We start from the raw sequence: 26,056 nt of genomic DNA on the forward strand, positions 1-26,056 counted from the left end.
CCGGTCCCGGTCCGCCGGCCCCGGCGGCCCGGGCGTCCGCGGCGCCGCCGGGTGCGTCGCCGCTGGGGGCGTCGCCGTCGGGTACGTCGACGCCGGGTGCGGGTGGCCGGGTGCGGCCGGGACGGGCCGGCGAGGGTCGCGGCCCGTCAGTGCTGCCGTCGTCCGATGTGCCCGGCCGGTCGACGGCGCTGTCGGGCTGCTCCACGGTCACCTCCGGCCCGCCGGGTCCAGCTCCGCCGGGCGGTCACCGGCCGCGTCCGCCCGCTCGGCGCTCTCCGTCCCCGGGCCGACGTCACCGGACACCGCCGCGGACAGGTCCGGCGACGGCTCAGGGTCGCCGGCGTCCCGGGCGTCGTCCGGTCGGTCGCCCCCACCCGCCGCCGCGTCGAGCGGCGCCGGGCCGGTGGCGGGTGCCGACCCGCCGGCCGGCTGCTCGCCGGTGTCGGGCGCGTGCAGCGCGTCGTAGACCGCGGCCGCGGTCCGCGGGCCGAAGCCAGGCACCGCGGCGATGTCGTCGACGCCGGCACGGCGTAGCGCCGCCACCGAGCCGAAGTGCTTGACCAGCGTGGTCCGGCGGGACCGCCCGACGCCGGCGATGCCGTCCAGCGCGGACACGGTCATCGACGACGAGCGTTTCGTCCGGTGGTAGGTGATCGCGAAGCGGTGCGCCTCGTCCCGCAGCCGCTGCAGGAGGTAGAGCGCCTCGCTGGTGCGCGCGAAGATCACCGGGTCGTCCTGGCCGGGCAGCCAGACCTCCTCGAGCCGCTTGGCCAGCCCGCAGACGGTGACGTCGGCGATCTCCAGGTCGGCCAGCACCGCCGCGGCCGCGTTGACCTGCGGCGCCCCCCCGTCCACGACCAGCAGCTGCGGCGGGTAGGCGAAGCGGCGCACCCGGCCGGTCTGCGGGTCGATGCCGGGCGGCGCGCCGTCGGCCGTGACCCCCTCGGCGGTCACCTCGCCACCCGCTGCGGTGCCCGGTGCGGTCGCCGGCGCCGTCCCCGCCAGGTCCTCGGTCGCCGGCATGGCGGCCGCACCCCGGCGGTCGCCGGCGCCGCGGGAGAACCGGCGCCGCACCACCTCGGCGATCGAGGCGACATCGTCGCCGGGCCGATCGCGGATGGCGAACCGCCGGTAGTCGCTGCGCTTGGCCAGGCCGTCCTCGAAGACCACGAGTGAGGCCACCACGTCGGTGCCCTGCACGTGCGAGATGTCGATGCACTCGATCCGCAGCGGCGCGGTGTCCATGCCGAGGGTGTCGGCGACCTCGGACAGCGCGGCCGACCGGGCGGTCAGGTCGCTCGCCCGCTTGAGCCGGTGCTGCGCCAGCGCCTCGCCGGCGTTGCGTTCCACCGTCTCGGCCAGCGCCCGCTTGTCACCGCGCTGGGCGACCCGCAGCGACACCCGCGAGCCGCGCAGGCCGGACAGCCAGTCCGCCAGCTCCAGGTGGTCGGCCGGCAGCGCCGGCACCAGGATCTCCCGCGGGATCGGCACCGCGTTCTCCGACGGGTCGTCCAACGCGCGGCGGCCGTAGAACTGCACCAGGAAGTTGCCGACCAGCCGGGCAGTGCCCTCGGTGCCCTCGGTGCCCTCGGTGCCCTCGGTGCCCTCGGTGCCCTCGGTGCCCTCGGTGCCCTCGGTGCCCTCGGTGCCCTCGGTGCCCTCGGTGCCGTCGGTGCTACCGGTGCTCTCGGTGCCCTCGCCGCCGCCGGTCACCGCCGTGCCGTCCGGTCCCGCCGCACCCTCCGCACCCGCCGCGCGGTCGCCGGTACCGGAGCCGGTGGTGGTCCCGCCGACCCCGGACGCCGCCGTCTCGGCGTCGACGTCGACGATCCAGCCGCGCTGGCCGCGGACCCGGCCGCCGCGGACGTGGAAGACCTGGACCGAGGCGAGCAGGTCGTCGGCGACCACCCCGACGACGTCCGCGTCGGTGCCGTCCCTGAGCACGACGGCCTGCTTCTCCACGGCGCGGCGCAGCGCCCCCAGGTCGTCGCGCAGCCGGGCCGCCCGCTCGAAGTCCAGTTCGGCGGCCGCGCCGGCCATCTCCCGCTCCAGCCGGTGGATCAAGGGGTCCGCCCGGCCGGCCATGAAGTCGCAGAAGGCGTTGACGATGTCCCGGTGCTCGTTCGGCGTGACCCGGCCGACGCACGGGGCCGAGCACTTGCCGATGTAGCCGAGCAGGCACGGGCGGCCGATCTGTGCCGAGCGGCGGAACACCCCGGTCGAGCACGTCCGCGCCGGGAACACCCGCAGCAGCATGTCCAGCGTCTCCCGGATGGCCCAGGCGTGCGCGTAGGGACCGAAGTACCGGACCCCCTTGCGGTGCGGGCCGCGCATGACCTGCAGCCGCGGGAACTCCTCGCCCACCGTCACCGCCAGCTCCGGGTACGACTTGTCGTCCCGGTAGCGGACGTTGAACCGCGGGTCGAACTCCTTGATCCAGTTGTACTCGAGCTGCAGCGCCTCGACCTCGGTGGTCACCACCGTCCACTCCACGGACGCGGCCGTGGTGACCATCTGCTGCGTACGCGGGTGCAGCGACGTCAGGTCGGCGAAGTAGCTGTTCAACCGCTGGCGCAGGCTCTTGGCCTTGCCGACGTAGATCACAGTGCGCTGGGCGTCGCGGAACTTGTAGACCCCCGGCGATTCGGGAATCGTCCCGGCGGCCGGGCGGTAACTGGCTGGATCGGCCACGCTGCGCCAGCGTAGTCGAGGGGCCCGACAGGCCACCGCGACGGCGGCTGCCGTCGCGGCGATGCTGTCTGGTTAGGGTCTGCCCAGGCCGGGCACCGAGGACACCGGCCAGCGACTGGGCCGTCCCGGGGTCCCGACTCCGCCCCCGACCGGCCGCCGCCCCGCGGCGGCGACGGACCCGCCCGCTGCGCCGCACGACCCAGAACGACACACGAGGAGCCTTGACATGGATATCTGGCCCGGGACGCCCTACCCGCTCGGCGCGACGTTCGACGGGACCGGAACCAACTTCGCGCTGTTCAGCGAGGTGGCGGACCGCGTCGAGCTGTGCCTGATCGGCGATGACGGCACCGAGACGCGCGTCCCCATGCCGGAGGTGGACGGCTTCGTCCACCACTGCTACCTGCCGACGGTGCAGCCGGGGCAGCGCTACGGCTACCGGGTGTACGGCCCATACGACCCGAGCAGCGGCGCCCGCTGCAACCCCCACAAGCTGCTCCTGGACCCCTACGCCAAGGCCGTGGCCGGCGGTTGGGACTGGAACCAGGCGGTGTTCTCCTACAACTTCGGGGACCCGGACTCGCGCAACGACGAGGACTCCGCGCCGTACGTGGCCCACTCGGTGGTCATCAACCCGTACTTCGACTGGGCCGGCGACCGGCGGCCGGGGATCCCGTACAGCGAGGCGGTGATCTACGAGGCGCACGTCAAGGGGCTCACCAAGCTGCACCCGGAGATCCCGGAGAGCCAGCAGGGCACCTACGCGGGCCTGTCCCACCCGGCGATCATCGACCACCTGACCCGGCTCGGCGTCACCACTCTCGAGCTCATGCCGGTGCACCAGTTCGTCCAGGACAGCACCCTGCTCGACAAGGGACTGCGGAACTACTGGGGCTACAACACCATCGGCTTCTTCGCGCCGCACAACGAGTACGCCGCCTTCGGCGACCGGGGTGCCCAGGTGCAGGAGTTCAAGGCGATGGTCAAGGCCATGCACACCGCCGGCATCGAGGTCATCCTCGACGTGGTCTACAACCACACCGCCGAGGGCAACCACATGGGCCCGACGCTGTCCTTCCGCGGCATCGACAACGCCGCCTACTACAGGCTTGTCGACGATTCGCAGCAGTTCTACATGGACTACACCGGCACCGGCAACTCGCTGAACGTCCGGCACCCGCACGCGCTGCAGCTGCTGATGGACTCGCTGCGCTACTGGGTCACCGAGATGCACGTCGACGGTTTCCGGTTCGACCTGGCGGCGACCCTGGCCCGGGAGTTCTACGACGTCGACCGGCTGTCCACCTTCTTCGAACTCGTCCAGCAGGACCCGGTGGTCTCGCAGGTCAAGCTGATCGCCGAGCCGTGGGACATCGGCCCCGGCGGCTACCAGGTCGGCAACTTCCCGCCACAGTGGACGGAGTGGAACGGCAAGTACCGCGACACCGTCCGCGACTTCTGGCGCGGCGAGCCGGCCACCCTGGGCGAGTTCGCTGCCCGGCTCACCGGATCCGCGGACCTGTACGAGAACTCGGGCCGGCGGCCGGTGGCGTCCATCAACTTCGTCGTCGCGCACGACGGCTTCACGCTGTCCGACCTGGTGTCCTACAACGAGAAGCACAACGAGGCCAACGGCGAGGACAACAACGACGGCGAGTCCCACAACCGCAGCTGGAACTGCGGTGTCGAGGGACCGACGGACGACCTGGACGTGCTGCTGCTGCGCGCCCGCCAGCAGCGCAACTTCCTGACGACGCTGCTGCTGTCACAGGGCGTGCCGATGATCGCCCACGGCGACGAGCTCGGACGGTCCCAGGGCGGCAACAACAACGCCTACTGCCAGGACTCGGAGCTGGCGTGGGTGGACTGGTCCAAGGCCGACGAGGGACTGATCGAGTTCACCGCGTCGCTGAGCCGGCTGCGGCACCAGCACCCGACGTTCCGGCGCCGGCGGTTCTTCGACGGACGGCCGGCCGGCCGCGGCGAGGGCGAGCCCTTGCCGGACATCGTCTGGATGAACCCGTCCGGCGACATGATGTCCCAGCAGGACTGGGACTCCGGCTTCGGCCGGTCCATCGCGGTGTTCCTCAACGGCAACGGCATCCGCGGCATGGACCGCCGCGGCGCCCGGGTCGTCGACGACTCCTTCCTGCTCATGTTCAACGCCCACGACGAGCCGCTGGACTTCGCACTGCCCAGCGAGGAGTACGGCCCGTCGTGGGAGACGGTGGTGAACACCGCCGGGCTGCCCGACCCGAACGACCCGATGAAGGCGGGCGAGCACGTCTCGGTCGCCGGCAAGGGCGTCGTCGTGCTGCGCGCGCTGGCCGAACCCGAGCCCGCCGCGCCGACGCTGCACCCGACCGCTGCCGTGCCGTCCATCCCGCCGCCGCCGCAGCCGGTCGCCCCGGCCCGCCCCGAGGAGCTGCCCGCCGAGGCGGTCCAGGTCCGGCCGCTGGGCTCGGGTGTCGACGACGGACCGACGGCCGTCCCGCAGGAGCGGGCGGCCAACGAGGACGCCGGGCCGGGCCAGCCGGCGGAGGGGCAGGACGCCGCCGCGCAGGACGACGCACCGGCGTCGAAGCCGCGCAAGCGCGGCACCGGCACCCGGTCCCGTCGCAAGAAGGACGACGACCAGTGAGGCTGCCCGTCTCCACGTACCGGCTGCAGGTCACCGCGGAGGACGACCTCGAGCACGCCGCCGGTCTGGTGCCGTACCTGTCCGCGCTCGGCGCGGACTGGGTCTACCTGTCGCCGATCCTGGCGTCCGAGCCCGGCTCCACCCACGGCTACGACGTCATCGACCACGGCACCACGGACGAGCCGCGCGGCGGCCGCGAGGGCCTGCGGGCCGTCGCGGACGCCGCCCACGGCGCCGGGCTCGGCGTCCTGGTCGACATCGTCCCCAACCACGTCGGTGTCGCCACGCCCAAGCACTCGCTGTGGTGGTGGGACGTGCTGCAGCACGGCCGGGAGTCGGCCCACGCCGACGCCTTCGACGTGGACTGGGCGGCGGGCGGCGGCAAGATCCTGCTGCCGGTGCTCGGCGACGGCGGCGACGCCGAGCTGGACCAGCTCGAGGTCGTCGACGGGGAGCTGGCCTACTACGACCACCGCTACCCCGTCGCCCCGGGCACCGAGGGCGGTTCCGGCCGCGAGGTGCACGAGCGCCAGCACTACCGGCTGGTCAACTGGCGGCGCGCCGACAACGAGCTGAACTACCGTCGCTTCTTCGCGGTCAACGACCTGGCGGCCGTCCGGGTCGAGCGTCCCGACGTGTTCGCGTCCTCGCACAGCGAGGTCGCGCACTGGTTCCACGAGGGCTGGGTGGACGGGCTCCGGGTGGACCACCCGGACGGGCTGTTCGACCCGGGCCAGTACCTGGAGCGGCTCTCCGACCTGACCGGCGGGGCCTACCTGCTCGTCGAGAAGATCCTGGAACCGGGCGAGGAGCTGCCGGTCGCCTGGCCGTGCCACGGCACCACGGGCTACGACGCGCTCGCGGTCCTCGACCGGTTGTTCGTCGACCCGGCCGGCCAGGCACCGCTGGACCGGCTGGAGACGGAGCTGCGCGGCGGCACCCCGGTCGACTGGCCGGCAATGATCGCCTCGACCAAGCGTGGCATCGCCGACGGCATCCTGCACGCCGAGGTGCTGCGCCTCACCCGGCTGGTGACCCAGGGGCCGGATGCCCTCGAGCCGCCGGCCGAGCTGGTCGCGGACACCCTCGGGGAGCTGCTCGCCCGCTTCCCGGTGTACCGCAGCTACCTGCCGGTCGGCCGCGCGCACCTGGACCAGGCCGCCGCCGCGGTGCGGCTGCACCGGCCGGAGCTGGCACCCGTGCTGGACGTGCTGCTCCCCCGGCTGACCGACCCGGACACCGAGGTGGCCACCCGTTTCCAGCAGACCTCGGGCATGGTGATGGCCAAGGGCGTCGAGGACACCGCCTTCTACCGGTGGAGCAGGTTGACCTCGCTCAACGAGGTCGGTGCCGACCCGTCGGTGTGGGCCGTGACACCGCGCCGGTTCCACGACGCGCAGCTCGAGCGGCTCGGCGCCTGGCCGCACGCGATGACCACCATGTCGACGCACGACACCAAGCGCGGTGAGGACGTCCGCGCCCGGATCTCCGTGCTGTCCGAGCTGCCCGACCTGTGGGCGGCCGCGGTGCGCCGCTGGGCCGTGCGGACCCCGCTGTCCGACCGGCCGCTGGCCAATCTGCTGTTCCAGGCCGTCGTCGGCGCGTGGCCGATCTCCCGGGAGCGGATGCACGCGTACGCGGAGAAGGCGTCGCGAGAGGCGGGCGTGAGCACCGCCTGGACCGACTCGGACACCGCGTTCGAGGAGACCATGCATGCGCTGGTGGACGCCGTCTACGACGACCCGGTGCTGCACCAGGATCTGGTCGGCGTCGTCGAACGGCTGGCCGCCCCGGGCTGGTCGAACTCCTTGACCGCCAAGCTGCTGCAGCTGACCGGGCCCGGGGTGCCGGACGTGTACCAGGGCAGCGAGCGCTGGGAGACCTCGCTGGTCGACCCGGACAACCGGCGGCCGGTCGACCACCGGGCCGCCGCGGAGCTCCTGGAGCGGATCGACGGAGGCTGGCGTCCGGAGGTCGACGAGTCCGGTGCCGCCAAGCTGCTCGTGGTGTCCCGGGCGTTGCGACTGCGCCGGGACCGGCCGGAGCTGTTCACCGGCTACCGCCCGCTGACCGCCGACGGTCCCGCCGCCCAGCACCTGGTGGGCGTGGACCGGGGCGGCGTCCTCGCCGTCGGCACCCGCCTGCCCGTGGGGCTGGCGGAGCGCGGCGGCTGGGTCGGCACCACGCTGACGCTGCCGCCCGGCGCCTGGCAGGACCAGCTCGGGGAGGACCCGGCCGCACCGGCGCTCCGCGGTGTCGTCGCGGTCGGCGACCTGCTGGCCCGTTACCCCGTCGCCCTTCTGACCAGGACCGAGGACCGATGAGCACGCAGGCCGGCGCCGCCGTCCACACCCGCGACGGCTACTTCGAGGTCTGGGCGCCGCTGGCCGGCGCCGTCGACCTGGTCGTCGAGGACACCACCCACCCCATGACCGCCGCCGCCGAGGGCTGGTGGACGGTCCGGGTCCCGGACGGGACGGCGGTGCAGACCTACGGTTTTCGCGTGCACCCCGCAGGCACGGACGCCGACGGCGACGAGGCGGGTGCGGCTGCGGGCTCCGGCGACGAGGACCTGCCGGTGCTGCCCGACCCGCGGTCGCGTCGCCAGCCGGACGGCGTCCACGGCCGGTCCGCGGTGTTCGACCCGTCGGCCCACCGGTGGCGGGACACCGCCTGGACCGGACGTCCGCTGGCCGGCGGGCTGGTCTACGAGCTGCACATCGGCACCTTCACCCCGGAGGGCACCTTCGACGCGGCCACCGAGCGGCTGCCGCACCTGGTCGACCTGGGGGTCACCCACGTCGAGGTGCTGCCGGTCAACGGCGTCAACGGCACCCACAACTGGGGCTACGACGGCGTGCTCTGGTACACCGTGCACGAGCCGTACGGCGGCCCGGCCGGATACCAACGGTTCGTCGACGCCTGCCACGCGGCGGGGCTGGCCGTGGTGCAGGACGTCGTCTACAACCACCTCGGGCCCAGCGGCAACTACCTGCCCACCTTCGGGCCCTACCTGCACACCGAGCGGGCCAACACCTGGGGCGCCGGGATGAACCTGGACGGCGAGCACTCCGACGTCGTCCGCCGCTACATCCTGGACAACCTGGCGATGTGGTTCGAGGACTACCACGTCGACGGCCTGCGGCTGGACGCCGTGCACGCCCTGGTGGACCACCGCGCGGTGCACCTGCTGGAGCAGATGGCGGTCGAGACAGACGTCCGGGCCGCTCATCTCGGCCGGCCGCTGACCTTGATCGCGGAGTCGGACATGAACGACCCGCGATTGATCACCTCCCGGGAGGCCGGCGGCTACGGTCTGACCGCGCAGTGGAGCGACGACTTCCACCACTGCCTGCACGTCGCGCTGACCGGCGAGACCACCGGCTACTACGAGGACTTCGCCTCACTGTCGGCGTTCGCCAAGGTGCTCGAGCGCGGCTTCTTCCACGACGGCACGCTGTCCACGTTCCGCGGCCGGCGGCACGGGCGCCAGGTCGACGTGCCCCGCATGCCGGCTTCCCGGTTCGTGGTCTTCGCGCAGGACCACGACCAGATCGGCAACCGGGCCATCGGCGACCGGCTCACCGCGACCCTGCCCCCCGCCGCGTTGAAACTCGGTGCCCTGGTGCTGTTCGCCAGCCCGTTCACGCCGATGCTGTTCATGGGCGAGGAGTGGGGCGCCTCCACGCCCTGGCAGTTCTTCACCTCCCACCCGGAACCCGACCTGGGCAAGGCCACCGCCGAGGGCCGGATCGAGGAGTTCGCGAAGATGGGCTGGGACCCGGCGACCGTGCCGGACCCGCAGGACCCGGAGACCTTCACCCGGTCCAAGCTCGACTGGTCGGAACCCGACGGGGGCGACCACGCCGACGTGCTCAGGTTCTACCGGGCGCTCGGTGCGCTACGGCGCGCGGAGACGGAGCTGACCGATCCCCGGCTGTACCGGGTGACGGCCACCGCGGACGACGCGTCGCGGACGTTGACCGTGACGCGCGGACAGCTGGTGCTGCTGGCCAACTTCTCCGCGGAGCCGGCCGCGCTGCCGGTCCCGGCGGGCTGCGAGCTGGTGCTGGCCACCGACGACACCATCCGTGTCGACGGTGACAGCGTCTCGGTGCCCGGTCCGGGCGGGGTCCTGCTCCGGCTCCCGGAGCCCGTGCAGCCGGAGTGAGCCCCGTGGGCGGCCGCTCGGCGGCCGCCCACGGGGCGGAGGCCCCGGCCGAAAGGCGGTCCCGCGGGTCGGCGGCAGGACCGCGGGTATGCCTGTGATATGCCATCGACATGCCCGAGGATGGGTCGTACCCGCCGGCCGGACTGGACCGCGCGCCCGGCTCGACGCTGTCCGACGTCCGCACCGGGGGCGCGCCGTGGCCCGCCACCTGGGGGCGGCGGCTGGCCACCCTGGTGCTGCTCGCGGTGGTGGTGGTGGCCGGCGCCGGTCTGCTCGGTGTCCGGTCGGCGACGGTGACGTCGTCGGCCAAGGGCTACTCGATGACCCTGACCTATCCCCGTTTCGCGCGGGCGGGACTCGACGTCCCGTTCAGCATCGACGTCACCGCCCCGCAGCCGTTCGCCGGCGCCACGCTGGTGCTACGGGTGAGCCGTGCGTACCTGGCGATCTTCGAGACGCAGGGGCTCAACCCGGAGGCCGCCGACGAGACGGCGAACGGCGACACCGTCCAGTGGCAGTTCACCACGCCGGACCAGGGCACCCGGTTCAGTGCGGACTTCGACGCCTACATCCAGCCGGCCAGCCAGATCGGGCAGGACGTCACGGTCGAGCTGCTCCTCGACAGGACCTCGATCACGTCCGTGCGCGCCCACACCACCCTCGTGCCCTGACCGAGACGGAGGCCCGCGCCCGTGGAGATCGTCTACCGCGCTGCGGTGATGTTCCTGTTCCTGTGGATCATCACCAGGGTCGTCGGCCGGTCGACCGTCGGAGAGCTCAGCACCTTCCAGCTGATCCTGTTCATCACCATGGGCGACATGGTCCAGCAGGCCGTCACGCAGCAGGACTACTCGTTCACCGGCGGGGTTCTCACCATCTCGGTGTTCACCTTGCTGACGATCGCCCTGTCCTGGGCCAACACCCGGTGGCCCCGGTTGCGGGCCATCACGCACGGCGTCGCGGTGCTGATCGTCGACCACGGCGAACCGGACATGACGGTGCTGCGGCGGGAACGTATGTCGCTCGACGACCTGATGGCCGCGGCCCGGCAGCAGGGCTTCGAGCGGCTGTCCGACATCCGGCTGGCGGTCCTGGAGGCCAACGGCCAGGTCTCCTTCTTCGCCCGGCAGGACAGCGGCGGGGAGGGCGGCAACAGCGGTGCCGAGCAGACGCCCTCGGTCGGGTGACGGGAGGTTCGGCCCGGTGCCGGCAGCAACGACCGCGGCACCGGAGAGGACCGACCGCGACCTCAGCCCAGGACGGCGCGAACCACGGACGCCCAACGCTCGAGTTGCAGGTCCGGCAGGAACGTGGACGCACGGTCGGCGGCCGCCCGGCCGATCGGCCCGCTGACGCCGGTATCGAGGCAGCGCCGGACGAGGTGACCGAAACCGGCCAGATCCGTCGGGTCCTGGAGCAGCAGACCGCTGTCCCCGTCGTCGATCTGGCTCGGGATGCCGCCCACGGCGCTGGCCACCACCGGTCGGCCCTTCCACATGGCCTCGGCCACGGTGAGACCGAAGCCCTCGGCCAGGCTCTTCTGCGTCACCACCGTGGCGGCGCGCTGCAGGGCGTTGACGATGACGGCGTTCTCGTCGCGGTCGGCCACCGGTAGGCATGCCAGGTGCACCCGTGCCCGCCGCTCGTGCGGCAAGGTCCGCCACAGATCGATACACCGTTGCAGCTCGGCCGTCGCCTCCGGGTCGTCGGCCACCCCGGAGACGTTGGGCCCGGCCAGCACCAGGTGCACGTCGTCGAGGTCGGCGACGTGGTCGGCGAACCCCTGCAGGACGCCTTCCATGTCCTTGAGCCGGTCCCACCGCGAGACCTGCACCACCAGCGGCGCATCCGGCGGCGGCGGCGGACCGAGCTGGACCAGGTCGGCCCGCCGACGGACGTCCACCGGCGGACCGTCACCGCGGATCCGGACCGGGCCGCCCGTCGAGCCCTGGACCAGACCGCAGTGCGCGAGCACGTCGCGGACGTCCCCATCGGACAACGGTCGGTTCTTTGCGGCCAGCGGGTCCAGCGACGGTGGGATGATCGTCACCTCGTCGGCGGCGACGGCCCCGGGCGCGAACGTCTCGACCGAGAAGACGAACCGGTCGACGTGGTCGAAGTAGGGCTCGAGGAACTGCCAGGCCTGCTCGGTGTGCTCGTCGGTGGTGGTGCTGCCGACGTGGCAGCGCCACACGACACGCACTCCGCGTCGCCGCAGCCGTGGCGCGAGGCCGAGCGTCTGCGGGTCGTGCAGGACGGCGATGTCCCCGGCCGCCAACTCGGCGTCCAGGTCCGCGGATGCGTCCGCGAGCACCCGCTCGTACGCGTCGCGCTCCGGGCCGTGCAGGGACCCGCCGTCACCGGCCGAGCCGTGCAGCATGTTGTGCAGCCGCTTGGTGACGGCGAAGAAGTCGGGGTTGCCGTCGAGGACGCTCCACCGGGCGTCCACGCCGGCCCCCCGCGCGTACCCGAGCATCTGCGGCAGCATCTCGGCGACGCCGCCCCCGCTGGCCGTCGAGTTCATCGACAGCACCACGCGGTCCCCGATCGCCTGCCGGACGTCCTGCGCCGTTGCGCCGAACCGGTCCGCCCGCTCGTCACCGATGACGCCGCGCAGGCGTTCCGGGTCGATGGAGGCCACCGAGATGCGTTGCGTCACAGCTGTCCGTCACTCCTCCCGGATCGACGTGCCGTTGCGGGCGCGCCGTGCCGGCCCGCCCGGGCCCGGAGACGCCGGTACGACCTGGCGATCGCCGTCCGGCCGTCGGATGGGATCGGCCGTTCCCTCACCCGCCCGACACCGGCCCCGCCAGGGGACGGTCACCAGCAAGGCCGCCACGGGCGCACGCCCGGGCGGACAGGAGCCGGTCACACCGCCACCACGATACCCGGAACCCACTCGGAGACCGTCGTTCCGGCGCGCCGCCAGGAGGGGCCGTCGACCGGCCCGTGCATCGGCAAAGCGCGCCGCGGAGCACGTGTCCTCACCGGTTTTCGCGAGTTCCCGCCTCCGGACCGCGCCTCACGACGGTACGTCCGGCGGCTGCTCCGTGTCCGTCAGGATGCTCAGTGTCCCGTCCGTCTCGAGCACGATTGCGGCGACCTGGTCCAGCGATCCGTGGCCCTGGTTCCGTGCCGCCTGCCGGAGTTCGTCGGCCGTGACGCGTTCCCGGCGCATCGCGGCATGAAGGAAACCTGCGCGGTAGACCAGGGTCGGCTCGGACTTGACCAACCGCTCGACACGGCGGCTGCGCACGGACGCCCAGGCCACGACGTACTGCATGCAGACGAGCAATACCAACGCCAGGACGCCCTCCGCCAGGGCGACACCCGTGGTGAGCAGGACCGTGGCCAGGGTCGACCCGAGGGCGACGGTGACGACGAAGTCGAAGGCGTTGAGCTTGGACAGCGTGCGCTTGCCCGACACGCGCAGCAGGACGACCAGCGCGAGGTAGGCCAGCACGCCGACCACGAGCACGCGGACCAGGCCGCCGACGCCGTCGTAGAACATCGCTGCTCCTGCCTTCCCCATCGGGTACGGCACCCGTGCCGCCACGGTCGCCACACCCGACCGTCGGTCGACGGTCGAAAGGACGGTGCCCCGCTTTGCGGTCGGCGACGCGGAGGCGATCACACCGTCGCTCGACCGTCGCAGGCTGCCGGCGAACGACGAGGCGGGTCTGGAGGGTGCGACCGGCGTCCGGCCCGTCAGGACGCCAGCACCACGCCGGTACCCGTTGCCTGCACCTGCAGACCGTGCTCGGTGGTCCGGATGCTGGTCAGCAGCTGGCCGAACGGCAAGGGATCCAGCGGTACCAGCAGTGTCAGCCGCTCCCCGAGCAGTATCTCGCTGGCGCGGTCGAGGGAGGTGTCGGTGTGCAGCCGACCCGGTGTGACCGCCACGGAGTCCCCTCGCGCGGCCAGCGTCGCGTCGGCCGATACGGACACCTCCCGGCCGAGGATGCGAACGGTGCCGGTAACGGTCACCTTGCCGGACCCTGCGGACTCGACCGTGAGGCTGCGTCCGGTGAACCGGAGGTAGCGATTCAGGTCGTCGTAGGACAGGAAGGCGTCCTCGGTCGCGCGGTCCACGACGACCTGCCTGGCGTTCCGGACGAGCACGTCGTGGAAGGGCAGGTGCACCCCCTGGAGTTCGGCGTGGACGCGCTGCAGGCGGAGCGGACCGGAGGACAGCTGCGGGATGTCGACGTCGACCTGGTCGTAGCGTCCCCGGATCACCTGGAGGAGGAAGACCGTGCCGTGGATGGTCACCGACGGCCGTTCGGGCGAGCCCGTCTCGTCCTGGACGCTGCGCGCCAGCAGACTCTGGGCGCCCAGCCGGGACAGCCAGTCAGCGACCCACAGCAGTGCCAGCGTGCCGATGACGACCGACAGTGCCAGGGCGACCGTCCGCGACCGGCCGTTCCAGCCGGCACCGGTGGGGGGGACCGATGTCCCCGGTTCCCGCCCCGCGGGTCCGGGTTGCGTCACTGTCGGGCCTCCTCCGGCCGTCGTTCGTCCGCTGCCCTCGTCCGGACATCCTGGCGGTCCCGATCCTGCTCGTCACCCCGGACTTCCTTGCGGAGGTCGTCCCGCCCGAGGCGCACGGTGCGGATCCGCCGACTGGGCCAGCCTGCCGCCGAGCCGAGGAGCGTCAGGACGGCCGGCGTGAGCACCGGACGAATGAGGAACGTGTCGATGAGCAGGCCGGCGGTCATGGTGAACGCCACCTGGCGGAACGTGCCGATGGGGATGATCGCGACCATCGCGAATGTGGAGGCAAGGATCATGCCCGCCGTGCTGACCGCCCTCGACGTGGCCGGCATGGCCCGGACGATGGCCCGACTGAGCGGATGTCGGCGCGCCTCGTCCCAGATCGATCCGACGGTGAACACGTTGTAATCCGAGCCGAGGGCCAGCAGGAGCACCGCGGTGGCGAACGGAGCGTAGAAGGTCAGGCCGGAGTCGCCGAACCACTCCTGGAAGACCAGCACCGTCAGGCCCAGGGTGGCGGCGACACCCAGGGCGCTGCACAGCAGCAGTGCCAGCGGGGCGACGAGCGCGCGCAGGTAGATCACCAGGATGACCAGCTCGACAGCCAGAGCCGCCAGCAGCGTGATCCAGAGGTTCTCCCGGGTGATCTCTGCCAGTTCCGCTGCGATCGCCGTCTCGCCGGTCACCGACACCGTTGCACCCACGACCCCGGACCCGTCGGCCAGCGCTTGCAGGCGCCCCTGCAGCTGCTGCAGGTCGGCAATGGCCCGGGCCCCCAACGGGTCGCTGTCGAGGACGACCACGAACCTCGCGGCGTTGCCGTCCCGGGAGACGACGATCCCGTAGTCCTCCGGCAGCGGGTTCTGCGCCGCGCCGAGGACGGCGGCCACTCCCGGTTGCGCATCGATGGTCGTCTGCAGGCGGGTCAACGCCGGTCGTTGGGCCGCGATGCCCCGTCCTTCGAGCAGCACCTCTGTCGGGGCGGTGATACCGCGGATGCCCGCGGCGTCCAGGACGGCCGCGCCCTTGCTGACCGCGTCGTCCGCGGGAAGTCCCGAGGTGAAGGACAGATCCAGTCGCAGCGCGCCGAGCGGGAGGGCGGCGAGGACCAGGATGCCGACGCCGATCGAGGTGGCCACTGCGGCGCCGCGGCGGTCGGCGACGATGCGGATGAGCCGCCCGGCTTGACGGGCGGTCCCGGCCGCCGGTCGGGCACTCCAGCTCGCCGGGTCCCACGACAGGAACAACCGGTGCCCGAGGATGGCCATCAAGGACGGCACCAGGGTGAGTGACACGGCCAGTCCGACCAGGATGGTCAGCGACATGGCCGGACCGAACGCACGGAACAGCGGGAAGTTGGCGGCCAACAGCGCGGCCGTACCAGCGGCCACGGTCATGCCGGCCACCGCGACGATGGGGCCGTCGGACGCCGCCGATCGCCGCGCGGCGCCGTGGGCCTGCCGACCCTGCTGCAGTTGGTCGCGGAAGCCGAAGAAGAACAGCACGCAGTAGTCGGTGACGACGCCGATCAGCAGCGCCGCCAGCAGCGGCTGGATCTGTTCCGGCATGGCGAAGCCCAGCGCTGCGGCCAGCAGGCCGAGCAGCCGGACGGCGACCAGGTAGCCCAGCCCGGCGACCGCCAGGACGGCTAGCGGTGCCACGACGGACCGGAAGGCGGCGGCGACCACGACCGTGATCAGCACCAGCGTGGCGGTCTCGAAGTACCCGAGATAGTCGGTGAGATAGTGGCTCTGTCGGACCTGGGCCGGGCTGACCCCGGCGACGAAGGTCTGCACCGATGCTTGGTTGTGGAAGTGCGCCGCGTACTGCTGCGCCAGACCCACCCCGTCGAGCTGCCCGGTCCCCCCGGACAGGTAGAGGTACGTGACCGCGGTCTGCGCAGTCGCCACCGGGATGGGCACAGCCGCGACGATGTGTCCCGGTCCGGACGGGACGGCTCCGTCGTCGGCGGCCTGGACATGGGCCAGTGCCCACAGCGCCACGTCCGCCCGCGTGAGCAGGCTCAGTCCGGCCGGGTCGTGGACCACCACTGACGTCTCCGACAGGACGGGCACCGCGAACTGTGCCAGCGACCGCTGCAGCGTGGCGACCGCCGGACTGTCCCGCGGCAGCAGACTGCCGATCTCCCCGCCCCCGCCCGGGCCTGTCGACGGCAGTGCGGCGGAGACCGCGAAGGTCAGGGCCACCCAGGCGACCAGGATGAACCATCGGCCGGCCACGACGGCCCTGACGTACGTCCGCCCCACGACGCGCAGAGCACGCCCGGGGGCGTGACGCAGCCATCGCAGGGCGTTGCCAGCCGTGGCCCCCCTTTCCGCAAGCCTCGACGCGACGCAGCACTCGAGTCGTGCGCAGGTCGCCGGCGGATCGGCTACCCGGACTGGACACCATCCGGAGTCAGAGACGCTACCGGGGAGGTCCCCGCCGCCACCCGGCGGCACCCGGGCTAGCGTGGCCACCAGGTCGCGTCACACCGACCGCCGGATCATGCCGCCGACCGGACGCCGTGGAGGACCGATGGCCACGCCCACTGGAACGCCCCGCCGAACGGACCGGCCCGGGAGGGCCGTGCGCTGGTGGCTTGCGGCTGCGACCTTCGTGCTGGGCCTGGTGGTGGGCGCGGTGGTCGTCGGCCTGCTCAGCGAGGGCAGTCCGGCACCTGTGGCCACGCCCGCGACGACCAGCCCGTCCGCGGTGTCACCGTCGACGTCGGCCATGCCCGCACCGTCGTCGGGTGCTACGGCGGAGGTCAGCGTCAACGACGCCTGCCTGCGGGCGATCAACGAGGCGCAGGACGCCTACGCGCTCGTCCAGGACGTCGCCGACGCCGTCCGTTCCCTCAACGCATCCCGGCTGGACGACATCATCCGCCGGCTGCAGCCGTTGCAGCAGAACCTCCGCAACGACGTCACCGCCTGCCGGGTCACCACTCGGTTGCCGAACGGTGCCACCGTCTCGAGCGGTGTGTCCGCGGCCTCGGACGTCCCGGGTACGACCGTCACGACCAGCCAGCGATAGTCCTGACGTGCGGCCCGGAAGCGCTGACCGGCGGGGGGACGTCAGGATGCGCGACGGCCGGCCCCGGACGCGCCAGGTGCGGCACCGTCGGTCCGGCTGCGGGCGTACAGGTTGCGCAGCGGCACCGAGCTGACGCCGAACGCCACCACGCTCAGTGCCACGGCGAGCGAGCCGAGCGCGAAGACCCGCGGATCGGTGATGCCCTGCTCGGCGCTGTGTGCCAGGTAGAAGATCGCGCTCACCCCGACCGGGCCGAACCAGCCGGCGAAGGTCGCGTCCCGCACGGACAGTCCCAGCGGACGGGCGAGGGCGAGCACGAAGGGAAGTCGCCGGACGAGCAGCACGGCGACGGCGAACAGCACCACCCCGGGGCCGAGCGCCACCCAGTCCCGCAGTGGCAGGACCGCTCCGAGGACGAGGAACAGCGGAAGCACGGCGTAGCGGTTCACCGCCTCGTCGATACCCTGCTCCGGTTGCCGCTCGCTGCGCTCGACGAGCGCGTTGTAGGCCAGGCCCGCGACGAAGGCGCCCAGGACGCCGTCGGTGTTGGCCAATCGGCACACGCCCAGGACCGCAATCGCCATCAAGAGCGTGAGGACCAGTTGGGGTCCGTGTTCCAGGTCCCGGCGGCGTGACACGACGCGCAATGCCCAGCCGGTGCCCAGGCCGAGCAGTGCCCCGATCGCCGAACCGGCCAGGACCTGCCAGAGCAATTCGCGCACCGCGGCCCCGAAGGTCTCCCCCGGCCCGGCCCAGGCCAGGGCCAGCACCACCAGTGGGAGGGCGAGACCGTCGTTGGCTCCGCTCTCGACGGTGATCACCTGCCGGAGTCGCCCGGGCAGGTTGTGCTCCGCCGGTCCACCGGTCACCACGGACGCGGCCAGCACCGGGTCGGTCGGTGACAGGCACGCGCCGACCACCGCGGCCAGTGCCAGGGGCACACCGGTCACCAGTGCGGCTGCTCCGGTCGACACGGCCGCCAGCGGCATCGCGACCACCAGCAGGAGCCCGACCGGGCGCAGCACCCCCCTCAGTGGCCGCACCGGGAACCGCAGCGCCGCTGCCGTCACCGACCAGGCGAGCAGTACCCGGCTGCCCTCCAGCAACACCTCGGTGCGCGTCCCGTCGGACAGGTCGAGCACCCCCAGGACGTAGGGGCCGAGGACGACTCCGAGGACCAGGACCACCAGCGGCTCGCTGAGCGGGAGCCGGCGGATCGACCCGCTGAACAGCGCCAGGACCAGACCGGCCACGCCGACGACAGCGAGCACGACGTGCAATCGCACCATGGGCTTCCCGCTTCCCGGGTTCAGTGGTTCACGCCGTTCGGCCGACGTCAGGTGTCGTACCGCAGGGCCCGGGCCTCGATGTCGAACAGGACGTCGTCGGCCGCGGCGGGGCTGACGTCCCCGCGCCGGCGGGCCTGCAGCACCGCCTCCCGCTCCGCCTCGGTGGCCGACGCCAGCAGGTCCCGCAATCGGTCCCCGGCGTCGTCGCCGCCGGCATCTCCGTCGACCAGATCCTCGACCTGGCGGCGGTAGTGCAGGCGGCTCTCGTACTGGTGGATGGCAGCGGCTCTCACTTCCGGTGGGACGTCGTCTGCCTGGCGCAGCCTCTTCAGAGCTGCCTCGGTGACCGCCCGGTGCAGCCGTCGGGTGTCGGCGCCTACGTCCGCCTCGTCAGCCACCCCGAGCCGGCGGATCAGCGGGGCAAGGGTCAGCCCCTGGAGCACCAGCGTGACCAGCACCACGATCAACGCCACCGACACCACCTCGTCGCGGGCGGGGAACGGACCGCCACCGTCGACGGTGATCGGGAGGGCCAGCGCGGTCGCCACGGTCACCACGCCGCGCATCCCCGCCCAGGAGGCCACGGTCGACTCGCGCCACCCGTACGGCGTCGCCGATCCGCTGCGCCTGGCCCGCCGGCCGACCGCCGCCGAGGCCGCGAACATCGCAGCGGCCCGCAGTCCCACCAGCACCAGCACCACGACGCCCGCCAGTTCCAGGGCACGCCCGTCGGCCAGCACGTCGGTGGACCCGAGCACGTCCGTCAGTTCCACACCCAGGAACGAGAACACCAGACCGCTCACCGCGAAATCCACGTAGCGCCACACCGAGCGCCCGAGCACCCACCCGGCCGAGGTGACCTCGCGGGACAGGGTCGACCGCAGGAACAGTCCGGCCACCAGGACCGCCAGCACGCCGGAAGCGCCCACCGCCTCCGCAGTGAGATAGAGCGCGAAGGGGACGGCCAGGGTGACCGTGGTCTCGGGTGCGGCATCGTGCAGCAGCCCGAGCGCGCGCCGCGTCAGCCACCCCCCGGCCAGCCCCAGGGCCGCACCGCCGGCCACCGCGACCAGCAGACCGACGCCGATCTGCCCCGCCGTCACGCTGCCGACGACGACGGCCATCACCGATATCTGATACAGCACCAGCGCCGTCGCGTCGTTGAACTGACCCTCGCCCTCCAGCAGGGTCACCAGCCGCGGCGGGAGCCGCAACCGGCTGGCGACCGCCGTCGCCGCCACCGGGTCCGGGGGCGACACCACGCCGCCGAGGACGGCAGCCACCGGCCAGGACAGGCCCAGCCAGTGACCGACGACGGTGACCGCCGCGGCGGTGAGCACCGTCAGTCCCACCGCCAGACCCAGGATCGGCCTGGCCGCGCTGCGCAGCTCCCGGACGGACGCGTTCTGGGTGGCCGCGAACAGCAGCGGCGGCAGCACCAGCGGCAGGATCAGGTCGGGTTCCAGATCCGGCGCCGGCACGAAGGGAACGACCCCCAGCACCAGCCCGTAGATGGTCAGCAGCACCGGCTGCGGCACGCCGATCCGGTCCGAGACCGGCGTGAGCACGACGATGCCCGCGACCAGCAACCCCAGCAGGATGACGGCGTGCACCGAACCATCCTGGCCTGTCCGTCCTCGGCGCACGTCACCGGTGTCGAGGCCAGGTCCCCGGCCGGCCGCCCTGGCGGGCCATGGAACGCATCGTCCCGCCCGAGCGGCGGACCCGCCTGCCGGTGGGTCGCCGGCATCCACCGGATCCGGTTGACCGAGCGGGCCTCAGGCGTCGTCCGTCTCCTCGGCCTCCCCGGCCGTGTCCCGACCGGACGGTCCCGAGGACCGCGAGAGCTGCTCGCGCCCGTACCGCCAGAACACGGCGACGACAGCCGCGACGGGAACCGCCAGCAGGGCACCGACGACACCGGCTCGGTTGCCGCCGACCACGACGGCCAGCAACACGATCGCCGGATGCAGCCGCAGGCTCCTGCCCTGCAGGATCGGCTGCCACACGTTGCCCTCGAGTTGCTGCACCAGCACGATAACGCCGAGCACGATCAGCGCGTCGGTCAGACCGTTGCTCACCAGGGCGATGAGCACCGCGACGGCGCCCGCGACGAACGCCCCGACCACCGGCACGAACGCCCCCAGGAAGGTCAGCACCGCCAGCGGCAGCACCAGCGGCACGCCGACGACGAGCAAACCGATGGCGATGCCGACCGCATCGGCCAGCCCGACCAGGGCCTGCGACCGCATGAACGCGCCCAGCGCGTCGTAGCAGCGACGGCCGAGCTCGGCCACGTGCGGGCCGGCGCGTCCGCCCAGCTGACGGCCGAGCCAGGGCAGGAAGGCCGGTCCGTCCTTGAGCATGAAGAAGGTCAGCACGACCGCCATGGCGATCGTCACCAGGCCGGTACCCAGGACGCCGACGCCGCTCAGGACCGTACCCAGGATCTCGCCGGTGCTGCTCTGCAGCTGGCCGATCGCCGCGTCGACCGCCGAGCCGAGCTGGTCGGAACCGAGATTGAACGGCGGACCCCTGAGCCACTGCCGCACGGTGTCGACGCCACTGGAGACGCCCGTGGCCACTTCGGTGGCCTGGCCTGCGACCGGTAGTACGACCACGACCACCAGCCCGGCGACCAGCAGCACCGTGCCGGCCGTGACCACGGCCGCGACCAGCAGCGGTGGCCATCCGTGCCGCCGCAGGAACCGCGCCAGCGGCCAGACCAGAGTGCTGACCAGCAGGGCGAGGCACACGGGCAGCACGGCGACCCACATCCAGCCCAGCAGCCACCAGACGACCGCCAGGCCGGCGACCACCACGAGGCAGTACGCCGACACCACCGCCGAGGCGCGGAGAGCCGACAGCACACGCGTGCCGGACGAGGAGGCTCGCGGATGGGACACGTGCGGTCCTCTCGGCGTCGCGGGCGAAGTGGGTCGGTGCCGATGGCGGCGCCGCGCCGGCCCGACCGGGATCGTCCATGGTGGCACCCCGCCGGACCTGACCGTCCCCGGGGCCGATCCGAACCAGCCCGCCGTGTCGCTTGCATCGACGCAACTGCACGGTCACCATGCCCGGGTGTCGCGCTCCCGTACATCCGGACGTCCCGAGCGCCGGTCGACCGGCAGCGCGCCTTCCGCCCCGGACGACGTGGCGCACGCCCGGATCCGACCTCGCCGCCGGGTGGTGCCGCAGCCGGCAACCGTGCAGCGGACGGTTCGGGACACCCTGCGCGACGATCGCACCGCACCGGAGCCGGTGGCGGCGGATCAGGTGGACGCGGTGCTGGCTGCCTCCCGGGTCCTGGTCGCGGTCAGTGCCCGATCGCTGTCCGTCGCGGAGGACCGGGTCACGGTGGGTCAGTTCCGCGTGATGGTCATCGTCGAAAGTCGTGGACCGATCGGGGTCAATGCCCTGGCGGAGGCCATGGGGGTGCACCCGTCCAACGCGACCCGGGGATGTGACCGGCTCGTCGCGGCGGGGCTGCTGGACCGCCGCGAGAACCGGGAGGACCGGCGGCAGCTGGTCCTGGCGCTGACAGCGGCCGGACGTGCGCTGCTGCACGAGGTCATGTCCGTGCGGCGGGCGGCCGTCGCCGAGACCCTGCTCAGGATGCCGGCGAACGAGCGGGCACGCGTGGCCTGTGCCCTCGCGGCCTTCGCCGCCGCCGGCGGGGAACCGGATCCGGCGGATCTGTGGCGGGTGGGTTGGACCACCGCAACGGTCGACGATGCCACCTGACCAGGGTGATCGCGTCGCCGGACCGTGGACCGGGGTCGCGGTCCCCGACGGCCTACTTCTACGACATCCGGTGTGGCCGGGGCCGACCGGCGGCCGGACGGATGCGGGCGTCCGGGACGAACCCTCCCCGCGGAGTCACGATCAGGACACGATCCCGCCCCGTCCCGGTCGCGCGGTTGCGGGCTCCGGACCGGACGGGTCTGCTGGAGGTCGACCGGCTGCCCAACGGGTTGCGACGTGAGTGCCCCGTCCTGGAAGACGAACTGCCATGGCTGACCATCCGCACGTGCCTCGACCCGTGGTGCCGACGTCCGTTCCGCGGACACCGCTGTGCGACCGTCCCGGTCTCCCGCAGAGCGTGCGCGGGACGGTGCACCGGCTCTCGCGGGAACTGCCCGTCGACCGGCGCACCATCCGGTCCGTGGCTCTGCACTGCCACACCGACCTGACCAGTGGCAACGCACCACCGGCGGCACTGGACGAGCTCGTCGAGCGGCTCGCGCGGCTCCGCCTGACGGATGCGTTGCGAGGGCGCCCGAATCAGCGTTGAACCGCCGCGGATCCCGGCGGGTCGCCGCTCGGCTCACCTCGACGGCGGGCCGTACCAGCGGCCGGTCGTCGCCTGTTCCACGTCCCGTCCGTGCGCGTCGAGCTGGCGCAGCTCCGCCGCGTCGAAGTCCTGCGCCCGCACCGTCGCCCGGACCCGGGCGAGCTGATCGGCGACGGCCACCTGTGAGTCCGGGGTCTGGGCGGACCAGGCGACCTCACGCAGCAGCTGGAGCAGTCGCGCAAGGACGGTGGGGTCCGCCGCCCCGTAGCGCCGGACCGGGGTGACAGCCGCGTCGAGGACCTCCTCGAACGTCGGCACCGTACGGAGCAGTCGCACCCGGCCGCTGTCGTCGCGGCCGACGTGGTCCTGGTGGGGCCGGCGCGCCGCTCGGCACAGCAGCGCCGACGTGTACCCGAGGGTGTGCACGGCGGTCGTCGGGTCGTTCACGCCCGGCGACAGCGCCCGCACCGTGACATCGGTGAGCTGGCGCAGGCCGAAGGTCCAGTCCTGGGCGTCGGTGCGCTCCACGCCGACGGTCACCAGGCGCGAGAGCGACCGCGCCAGGTCGGACACCGCCTCTCGGTCGCCCACCGTCGGGCGGCAGACCCGACCGATCGGGGTGCCGGCCACCACGAAGGCGCCGGGCGACCGGTCGATGACCACGACGGCCTCGGCCTTGACGGCCCGGTCGACCAGCGCCGCGTGGTCGACGGCCGTCACGAACCCCGATCCCGACGCCAGGATGGGAACGGCATCCTGCAGTGGTCCGGCGAGCTCGCCGGGCGCGAGCGGCCGGTCCTCGCCGTCCGGCCGGTTGTCGGGCACCAGCCGGTCGATCGCCGCGGACGCATCCGCTCCCACGTTCCTGACCATCGTCTCGAGTCGGATCTCCCGGGCCAGGTGGGCGAGGAACACGACCAGGACGACGACGCTGCCGACGGCGAGCACGAAGCCGACCGTCACCGAGATCTGCGGGACGAACAGTGGTTGGTCGTCGTCCGGGCTCCGCACGGTCCGCAGGACCGTGAGGGCGTAGGCGAACGTGGCCAGGAACACCCCCAGGGTCACGTGCACCAGACGGTCGCGAGTGAAGGTGCGCAGCAGCCTCGGCGAGTACTGGCCGCTGGCCAGCTGCAACGTGACCACGGTCAGCGAGAAGGTGAGCGAGGTGACGGTGATCAGGGAGCTGGCGATGGCGTCGAGCAGCGTCCGGGCCGCGGACGCGCCGCCGCCGAACAGGACGTCGGTGACGGCGCCGGGCAGTCGGTCGTCGATCGCGCGGTCGAGCTCGGGCAGCAACACCCCGGCCACGAGCGCCAGAACCACGGCTGCCGTCGGCACGGGCCACAGCTGGGTGCGCAACGAGTCCCGGACGGTCGTCAAGCGTCTCTGCACGGTCATCGGGCCACTGTTCCGCATGCGGACCCACGGATCCATTCCGGCACGGGCCGCCGCGCCCCTCCTCCTCCGCTGCTCCCCATCGCGGATCGTCGACCTCCCGCCCACTCGTCGTGATCTTGGTTGCCACATGGCAAAGAATGCGGCGCAGCAACGATGAATGACCGCGATCCCGGTGGGAACCGGACACGCATCCGGCGGGTCCAGGAGAGGGGTATGCGATGGCTGACACGGTCGGCGACGTCCTGCTGGCGCGGCTGCGCGAGTGGGGCGTCGAGCAGGTCTTCGGGTATCCGGGAGACGGCATCAACGGACTGCTCGCGGCCTGGGCGCGGGCGGACAACAAGCCGCAGTTCGTCCAGGCCCGGCACGAGGAGATGGCGGCCTTCGAGGCCGTCGGGTACGCCAAGTTCTCCGGCAGGGTCGCCGTCTGCACGGCGACGAGCGGGCCGGGTGCCATCCACCTGCTCAACGGGCTGTACGACGCCAAGCTCGACCACGTCCCGGTCGTCGCCATCGTCGGCCAGACCGAACGCACCGCCCTGGGCGGCTCGTACCAGCAGGAGGTCGACCTGCAGAGCTTGTTCAAGGACGTCTGCAGCGAGTACGTCCAGACCTGTGTGGTACCGCAACAGCTGCCCAACCTGATCGATCGGGCGATCCGCATCGCCGAGGCGGAGCGCACGCCGACCTGCATCATCTTCCCGTCGGACGTGTTCACGCTGGAGTACGAGGCCCCGGAGCACGCGTTCAAGCAGGTGCCGTCGTCGGCGACGAGCACGGCGTGGCCGGTGGTGCGGCCGCCGGAGGACGCCCTGCGGGCAGCCGCCGACCTGCTGAACGCGGGCTCCAAGGTCGCCATGCTCGTCGGCCAGGGCGCGCGGGGGTGCCTGACGGAGCTGTCCGAGGTGGCCGAGCTGCTGGGGGCGGGCGCGGCGAAGGCGTTGCTGGGCAAGGACGTGCTGCCGGACACCCTGCCCTGGGTGACGGGGTCCATCGGCCTGCTGGGCACCAAGGCCAGCTACGACCTGATCATGGACTGCGATACCCTGCTGACGGTGGGGTCGAACTTCCCGTACACGCAGTTCATGCCCAAGCTGGACCAGGCCCGCGCCGTGCAGATCGACATCGACGGCAAGTTCATCGGCATGCGATACCCGTACGAGTTGAACCTGGTCGGCGACGCGAAGGCGACCCTGCAGGCCTTGATCCCGCTGTTGACCCGCAAGGCCGACCGCTCGTGGCGGGACACCGTCGAGGCCAACGTCGCCCGGTGGTGGGAAATCGCCGAACGGCAGGCGATGACCGGTGCCGACCCGATCAACCCCATGCGGATCTTCTGGGAGCTGTCCGAGCGGCTGCCCGACAATGCCGTCGTGGCCGCCGATTCCGGCAGCGCCGCGAACTGGTACGCCCGCCACCTGAAGTTCCGCGGCAGCGTCCGCGGGTCGCTCTCGGGGACGCTGGCCACCATGGGACCTGCCGTGCCCTACGCGATCGGCGCCAAGTGGGCGCATCCCGCGCGGCCCAGCATCGCCCTCACCGGCGACGGCGCGATGCAGATGAACGGCCTGGCGGAGCTGATCACCGTGCGGCACTACTGGCAGCAGTGGGCGGATCCCCGCCTGATCGTCATGGTGATGCACAACGACGACCTGAACCAGGTCACCTGGGAGATGCGGGCGATGTCCGGATCGCCGAAGTTCAGCGAGTCTCAGACCCTCCCCGACGTGGACTACGCCGCCTTCGCCCGGGGGCTCGGCCTCAACGGGCTGAACATCGACGACCCAGACGATCTCGGGTCCGCGTGGGACAGAGCGCTGGCCGCCGACCGGCCCACGGTGCTGGACGTCCGCTGCGATCCGGACGTCCCGCCGATCCCGCCGCACGCCTCCTTCGAGCAGGCGACGTCCACCCTCAGCGCGCTGGTGCACGGCGACGAGAACGCCTGGGGGTTCGTCAAGCAGGGCGTGAAGCAGAAGGCGCAGGAGTTCCTGCCCGGGACCAAGAAGAGTTGACGGACGGATGGCGCGGTCGGG

The 26,056-nt window shown here is 72.5% G+C and carries 18 protein-coding genes; 9 read left to right on the forward strand and 9 right to left on the reverse strand.

Annotated features, from left to right (window positions below; all coding sequences use genetic code 11):
* Window positions 1–207 precede the first annotated feature (207 nt).
* Window positions 208–2,691 carry an excinuclease ABC subunit UvrC gene (uvrC, locus tag IEY37_RS05365; RefSeq protein ID WP_188940476.1) on the reverse strand — a complete coding sequence of 828 codons (2,484 nt, stop codon included), beginning with the start codon at window positions 2,689–2,691 and terminating at the stop codon, window positions 208–210.
* A 226-nt stretch (window positions 2,692–2,917) separates the two neighbouring features.
* On the opposite strand from uvrC, the gene glgX reads away from it, so the two are divergent.
* The 5 genes from glgX (at window position 2,918) to IEY37_RS05390 (ending at window position 10,690) form a co-directional block, all read left to right on the forward strand.
* Window positions 2,918–5,332 (forward strand): glycogen debranching protein GlgX, encoded by a 2,415-nt coding sequence (gene glgX / locus IEY37_RS05370; protein ID WP_229673926.1) that lies wholly within the window; start codon window positions 2,918–2,920, stop codon window positions 5,330–5,332.
* On the forward strand, window positions 5,329–7,656 hold the full coding sequence (gene treY, locus IEY37_RS05375; protein ID WP_188940477.1) for a malto-oligosyltrehalose synthase: 2,328 nt from the start codon (window positions 5,329–5,331) through the stop codon (window positions 7,654–7,656). Before glgX ends, treY begins: the two co-directional genes overlap by 4 nt.
* Complete coding sequence (gene treZ, locus IEY37_RS05380) at window positions 7,653–9,503, forward strand: malto-oligosyltrehalose trehalohydrolase (RefSeq protein ID WP_188940478.1); 1,851 nt, start codon at window positions 7,653–7,655, stop codon at window positions 9,501–9,503. The genes treY and treZ overlap by 4 nt, the downstream gene beginning before the upstream one ends.
* Window positions 9,504–9,613: 110 nt before the next feature.
* Window positions 9,614–10,174: a hypothetical protein gene (locus IEY37_RS05385; protein ID WP_188940479.1), complete on the forward strand. Its 561-nt coding sequence runs from the start codon at window positions 9,614–9,616 to the stop codon at window positions 10,172–10,174.
* Between the two features lie 21 nt (window positions 10,175–10,195).
* Window positions 10,196–10,690: a DUF421 domain-containing protein gene (locus IEY37_RS05390; RefSeq protein WP_188940480.1), complete on the forward strand. Its 495-nt coding sequence runs from the start codon at window positions 10,196–10,198 to the stop codon at window positions 10,688–10,690.
* 62 nt (window positions 10,691–10,752) lie between these two features.
* Here IEY37_RS05390 and IEY37_RS05395 read toward each other — a convergent pair whose 3' ends face one another.
* The 4 genes from IEY37_RS05395 to IEY37_RS05410 form a co-directional block, all read right to left on the reverse strand.
* Window positions 10,753–12,162, reverse strand: coding sequence for a glycosyltransferase (locus IEY37_RS05395; protein ID WP_188940481.1), 1,410 nt, complete (start codon window positions 12,160–12,162; stop codon window positions 10,753–10,755).
* 363 nt (window positions 12,163–12,525) lie between these two features.
* Window positions 12,526–13,014 (reverse strand): DUF421 domain-containing protein, encoded by a 489-nt coding sequence (locus tag IEY37_RS05400; protein WP_188940482.1) that lies wholly within the window; start codon window positions 13,012–13,014, stop codon window positions 12,526–12,528.
* Between the two features lie 197 nt (window positions 13,015–13,211).
* Window positions 13,212–13,994 (reverse strand): LmeA family phospholipid-binding protein, encoded by a 783-nt coding sequence (locus IEY37_RS05405; protein ID WP_188940483.1) that lies wholly within the window; start codon window positions 13,992–13,994, stop codon window positions 13,212–13,214.
* The gene (locus IEY37_RS05410) at window positions 13,991–16,264 is read right to left on the reverse strand and encodes an MMPL family transporter (RefSeq protein WP_229673928.1); all 2,274 of its coding nucleotides are present in this window, start codon (window positions 16,262–16,264) and stop codon (window positions 13,991–13,993) included. Before IEY37_RS05410 ends, IEY37_RS05405 begins: the two co-directional genes overlap by 4 nt.
* A gap of 322 nt (window positions 16,265–16,586) precedes the next feature.
* Here IEY37_RS05410 and IEY37_RS05415 point away from each other — a divergent pair, with 322 nt between their 5' ends.
* The gene (locus tag IEY37_RS05415; protein ID WP_188940484.1) at window positions 16,587–17,036 is read left to right on the forward strand and encodes a hypothetical protein; all 450 of its coding nucleotides are present in this window, start codon (window positions 16,587–16,589) and stop codon (window positions 17,034–17,036) included.
* Window positions 17,037–17,077: 41 nt separating this feature from the next.
* Here IEY37_RS05415 and IEY37_RS05420 read toward each other — a convergent pair whose 3' ends face one another.
* The 3 genes from IEY37_RS05420 to IEY37_RS05430 form a co-directional block, all read right to left on the reverse strand.
* Window positions 17,078–18,325 (reverse strand): cation:proton antiporter domain-containing protein, encoded by a 1,248-nt coding sequence (locus IEY37_RS05420; RefSeq protein WP_188940485.1) that lies wholly within the window; start codon window positions 18,323–18,325, stop codon window positions 17,078–17,080.
* Between the two features lie 47 nt (window positions 18,326–18,372).
* Window positions 18,373–19,938 (reverse strand): Na+/H+ antiporter, encoded by a 1,566-nt coding sequence (locus IEY37_RS05425; RefSeq protein ID WP_188940486.1) that lies wholly within the window; start codon window positions 19,936–19,938, stop codon window positions 18,373–18,375.
* A gap of 165 nt (window positions 19,939–20,103) precedes the next feature.
* Window positions 20,104–21,231 (reverse strand): AI-2E family transporter, encoded by a 1,128-nt coding sequence (locus IEY37_RS05430; RefSeq protein WP_188940487.1) that lies wholly within the window; start codon window positions 21,229–21,231, stop codon window positions 20,104–20,106.
* 175 nt (window positions 21,232–21,406) lie between these two features.
* On the opposite strand from IEY37_RS05430, the gene IEY37_RS05435 reads away from it, so the two are divergent.
* Both IEY37_RS05435 and IEY37_RS05440 read left to right on the forward strand, forming a co-directional pair.
* Window positions 21,407–22,069 carry a MarR family winged helix-turn-helix transcriptional regulator gene (locus IEY37_RS05435; RefSeq protein WP_229673930.1) on the forward strand — a complete coding sequence of 221 codons (663 nt, stop codon included), beginning with the start codon at window positions 21,407–21,409 and terminating at the stop codon, window positions 22,067–22,069.
* A 286-nt stretch (window positions 22,070–22,355) separates the two neighbouring features.
* The gene (locus IEY37_RS05440; protein ID WP_188940488.1) at window positions 22,356–22,619 is read left to right on the forward strand and encodes a hypothetical protein; all 264 of its coding nucleotides are present in this window, start codon (window positions 22,356–22,358) and stop codon (window positions 22,617–22,619) included.
* 33 nt (window positions 22,620–22,652) lie between these two features.
* On the opposite strand, the gene IEY37_RS05445 is transcribed toward IEY37_RS05440, so the two are convergent.
* Window positions 22,653–24,020, reverse strand: coding sequence for a DUF2254 domain-containing protein (locus tag IEY37_RS05445; RefSeq protein WP_229673932.1), 1,368 nt, complete (start codon window positions 24,018–24,020; stop codon window positions 22,653–22,655).
* 218 nt (window positions 24,021–24,238) lie between these two features.
* On the opposite strand from IEY37_RS05445, the gene IEY37_RS05450 reads away from it, so the two are divergent.
* On the forward strand, window positions 24,239–26,035 hold the full coding sequence (locus tag IEY37_RS05450; protein WP_188940490.1) for a thiamine pyrophosphate-requiring protein: 1,797 nt from the start codon (window positions 24,239–24,241) through the stop codon (window positions 26,033–26,035).
* The last annotated feature ends 21 nt before the right edge of the window (window positions 26,036–26,056 follow it).

It is taken from the genome of Nakamurella endophytica (assembly GCF_014646215.1).
Taxonomy (GTDB): domain Bacteria; phylum Actinomycetota; class Actinomycetes; order Mycobacteriales; family Nakamurellaceae; genus Nakamurella; species Nakamurella endophytica.

Excerpts from the sequence above, each read along its gene's own strand:
- glgX (WP_229673926.1), top strand. The coding sequence starts at position 2,918 with ATGGATATCTGGCCCGGGACGCCCTACCCGCTCGGCGCGACGTTCGAC.
- treZ (WP_188940478.1), top strand. The coding sequence starts at position 7,653 with ATGAGCACGCAGGCCGGCGCCGCCGTCCACACCCGCGACGGCTACTTC.
- IEY37_RS05420 (WP_188940485.1), bottom strand. The coding sequence starts at position 18,325 with ATGGTGCGATTGCACGTCGTGCTCGCTGTCGTCGGCGTGGCCGGTCTG.
- IEY37_RS05385 (WP_188940479.1), top strand. The coding sequence starts at position 9,614 with ATGCCCGAGGATGGGTCGTACCCGCCGGCCGGACTGGACCGCGCGCCC.
- IEY37_RS05400 (WP_188940482.1), bottom strand. The coding sequence starts at position 13,014 with ATGTTCTACGACGGCGTCGGCGGCCTGGTCCGCGTGCTCGTGGTCGGC.
- IEY37_RS05450 (WP_188940490.1), top strand. The coding sequence starts at position 24,239 with ATGGCTGACACGGTCGGCGACGTCCTGCTGGCGCGGCTGCGCGAGTGG.
- IEY37_RS05445 (WP_229673932.1), bottom strand. The coding sequence starts at position 24,020 with ATGACCGTGCAGAGACGCTTGACGACCGTCCGGGACTCGTTGCGCACC.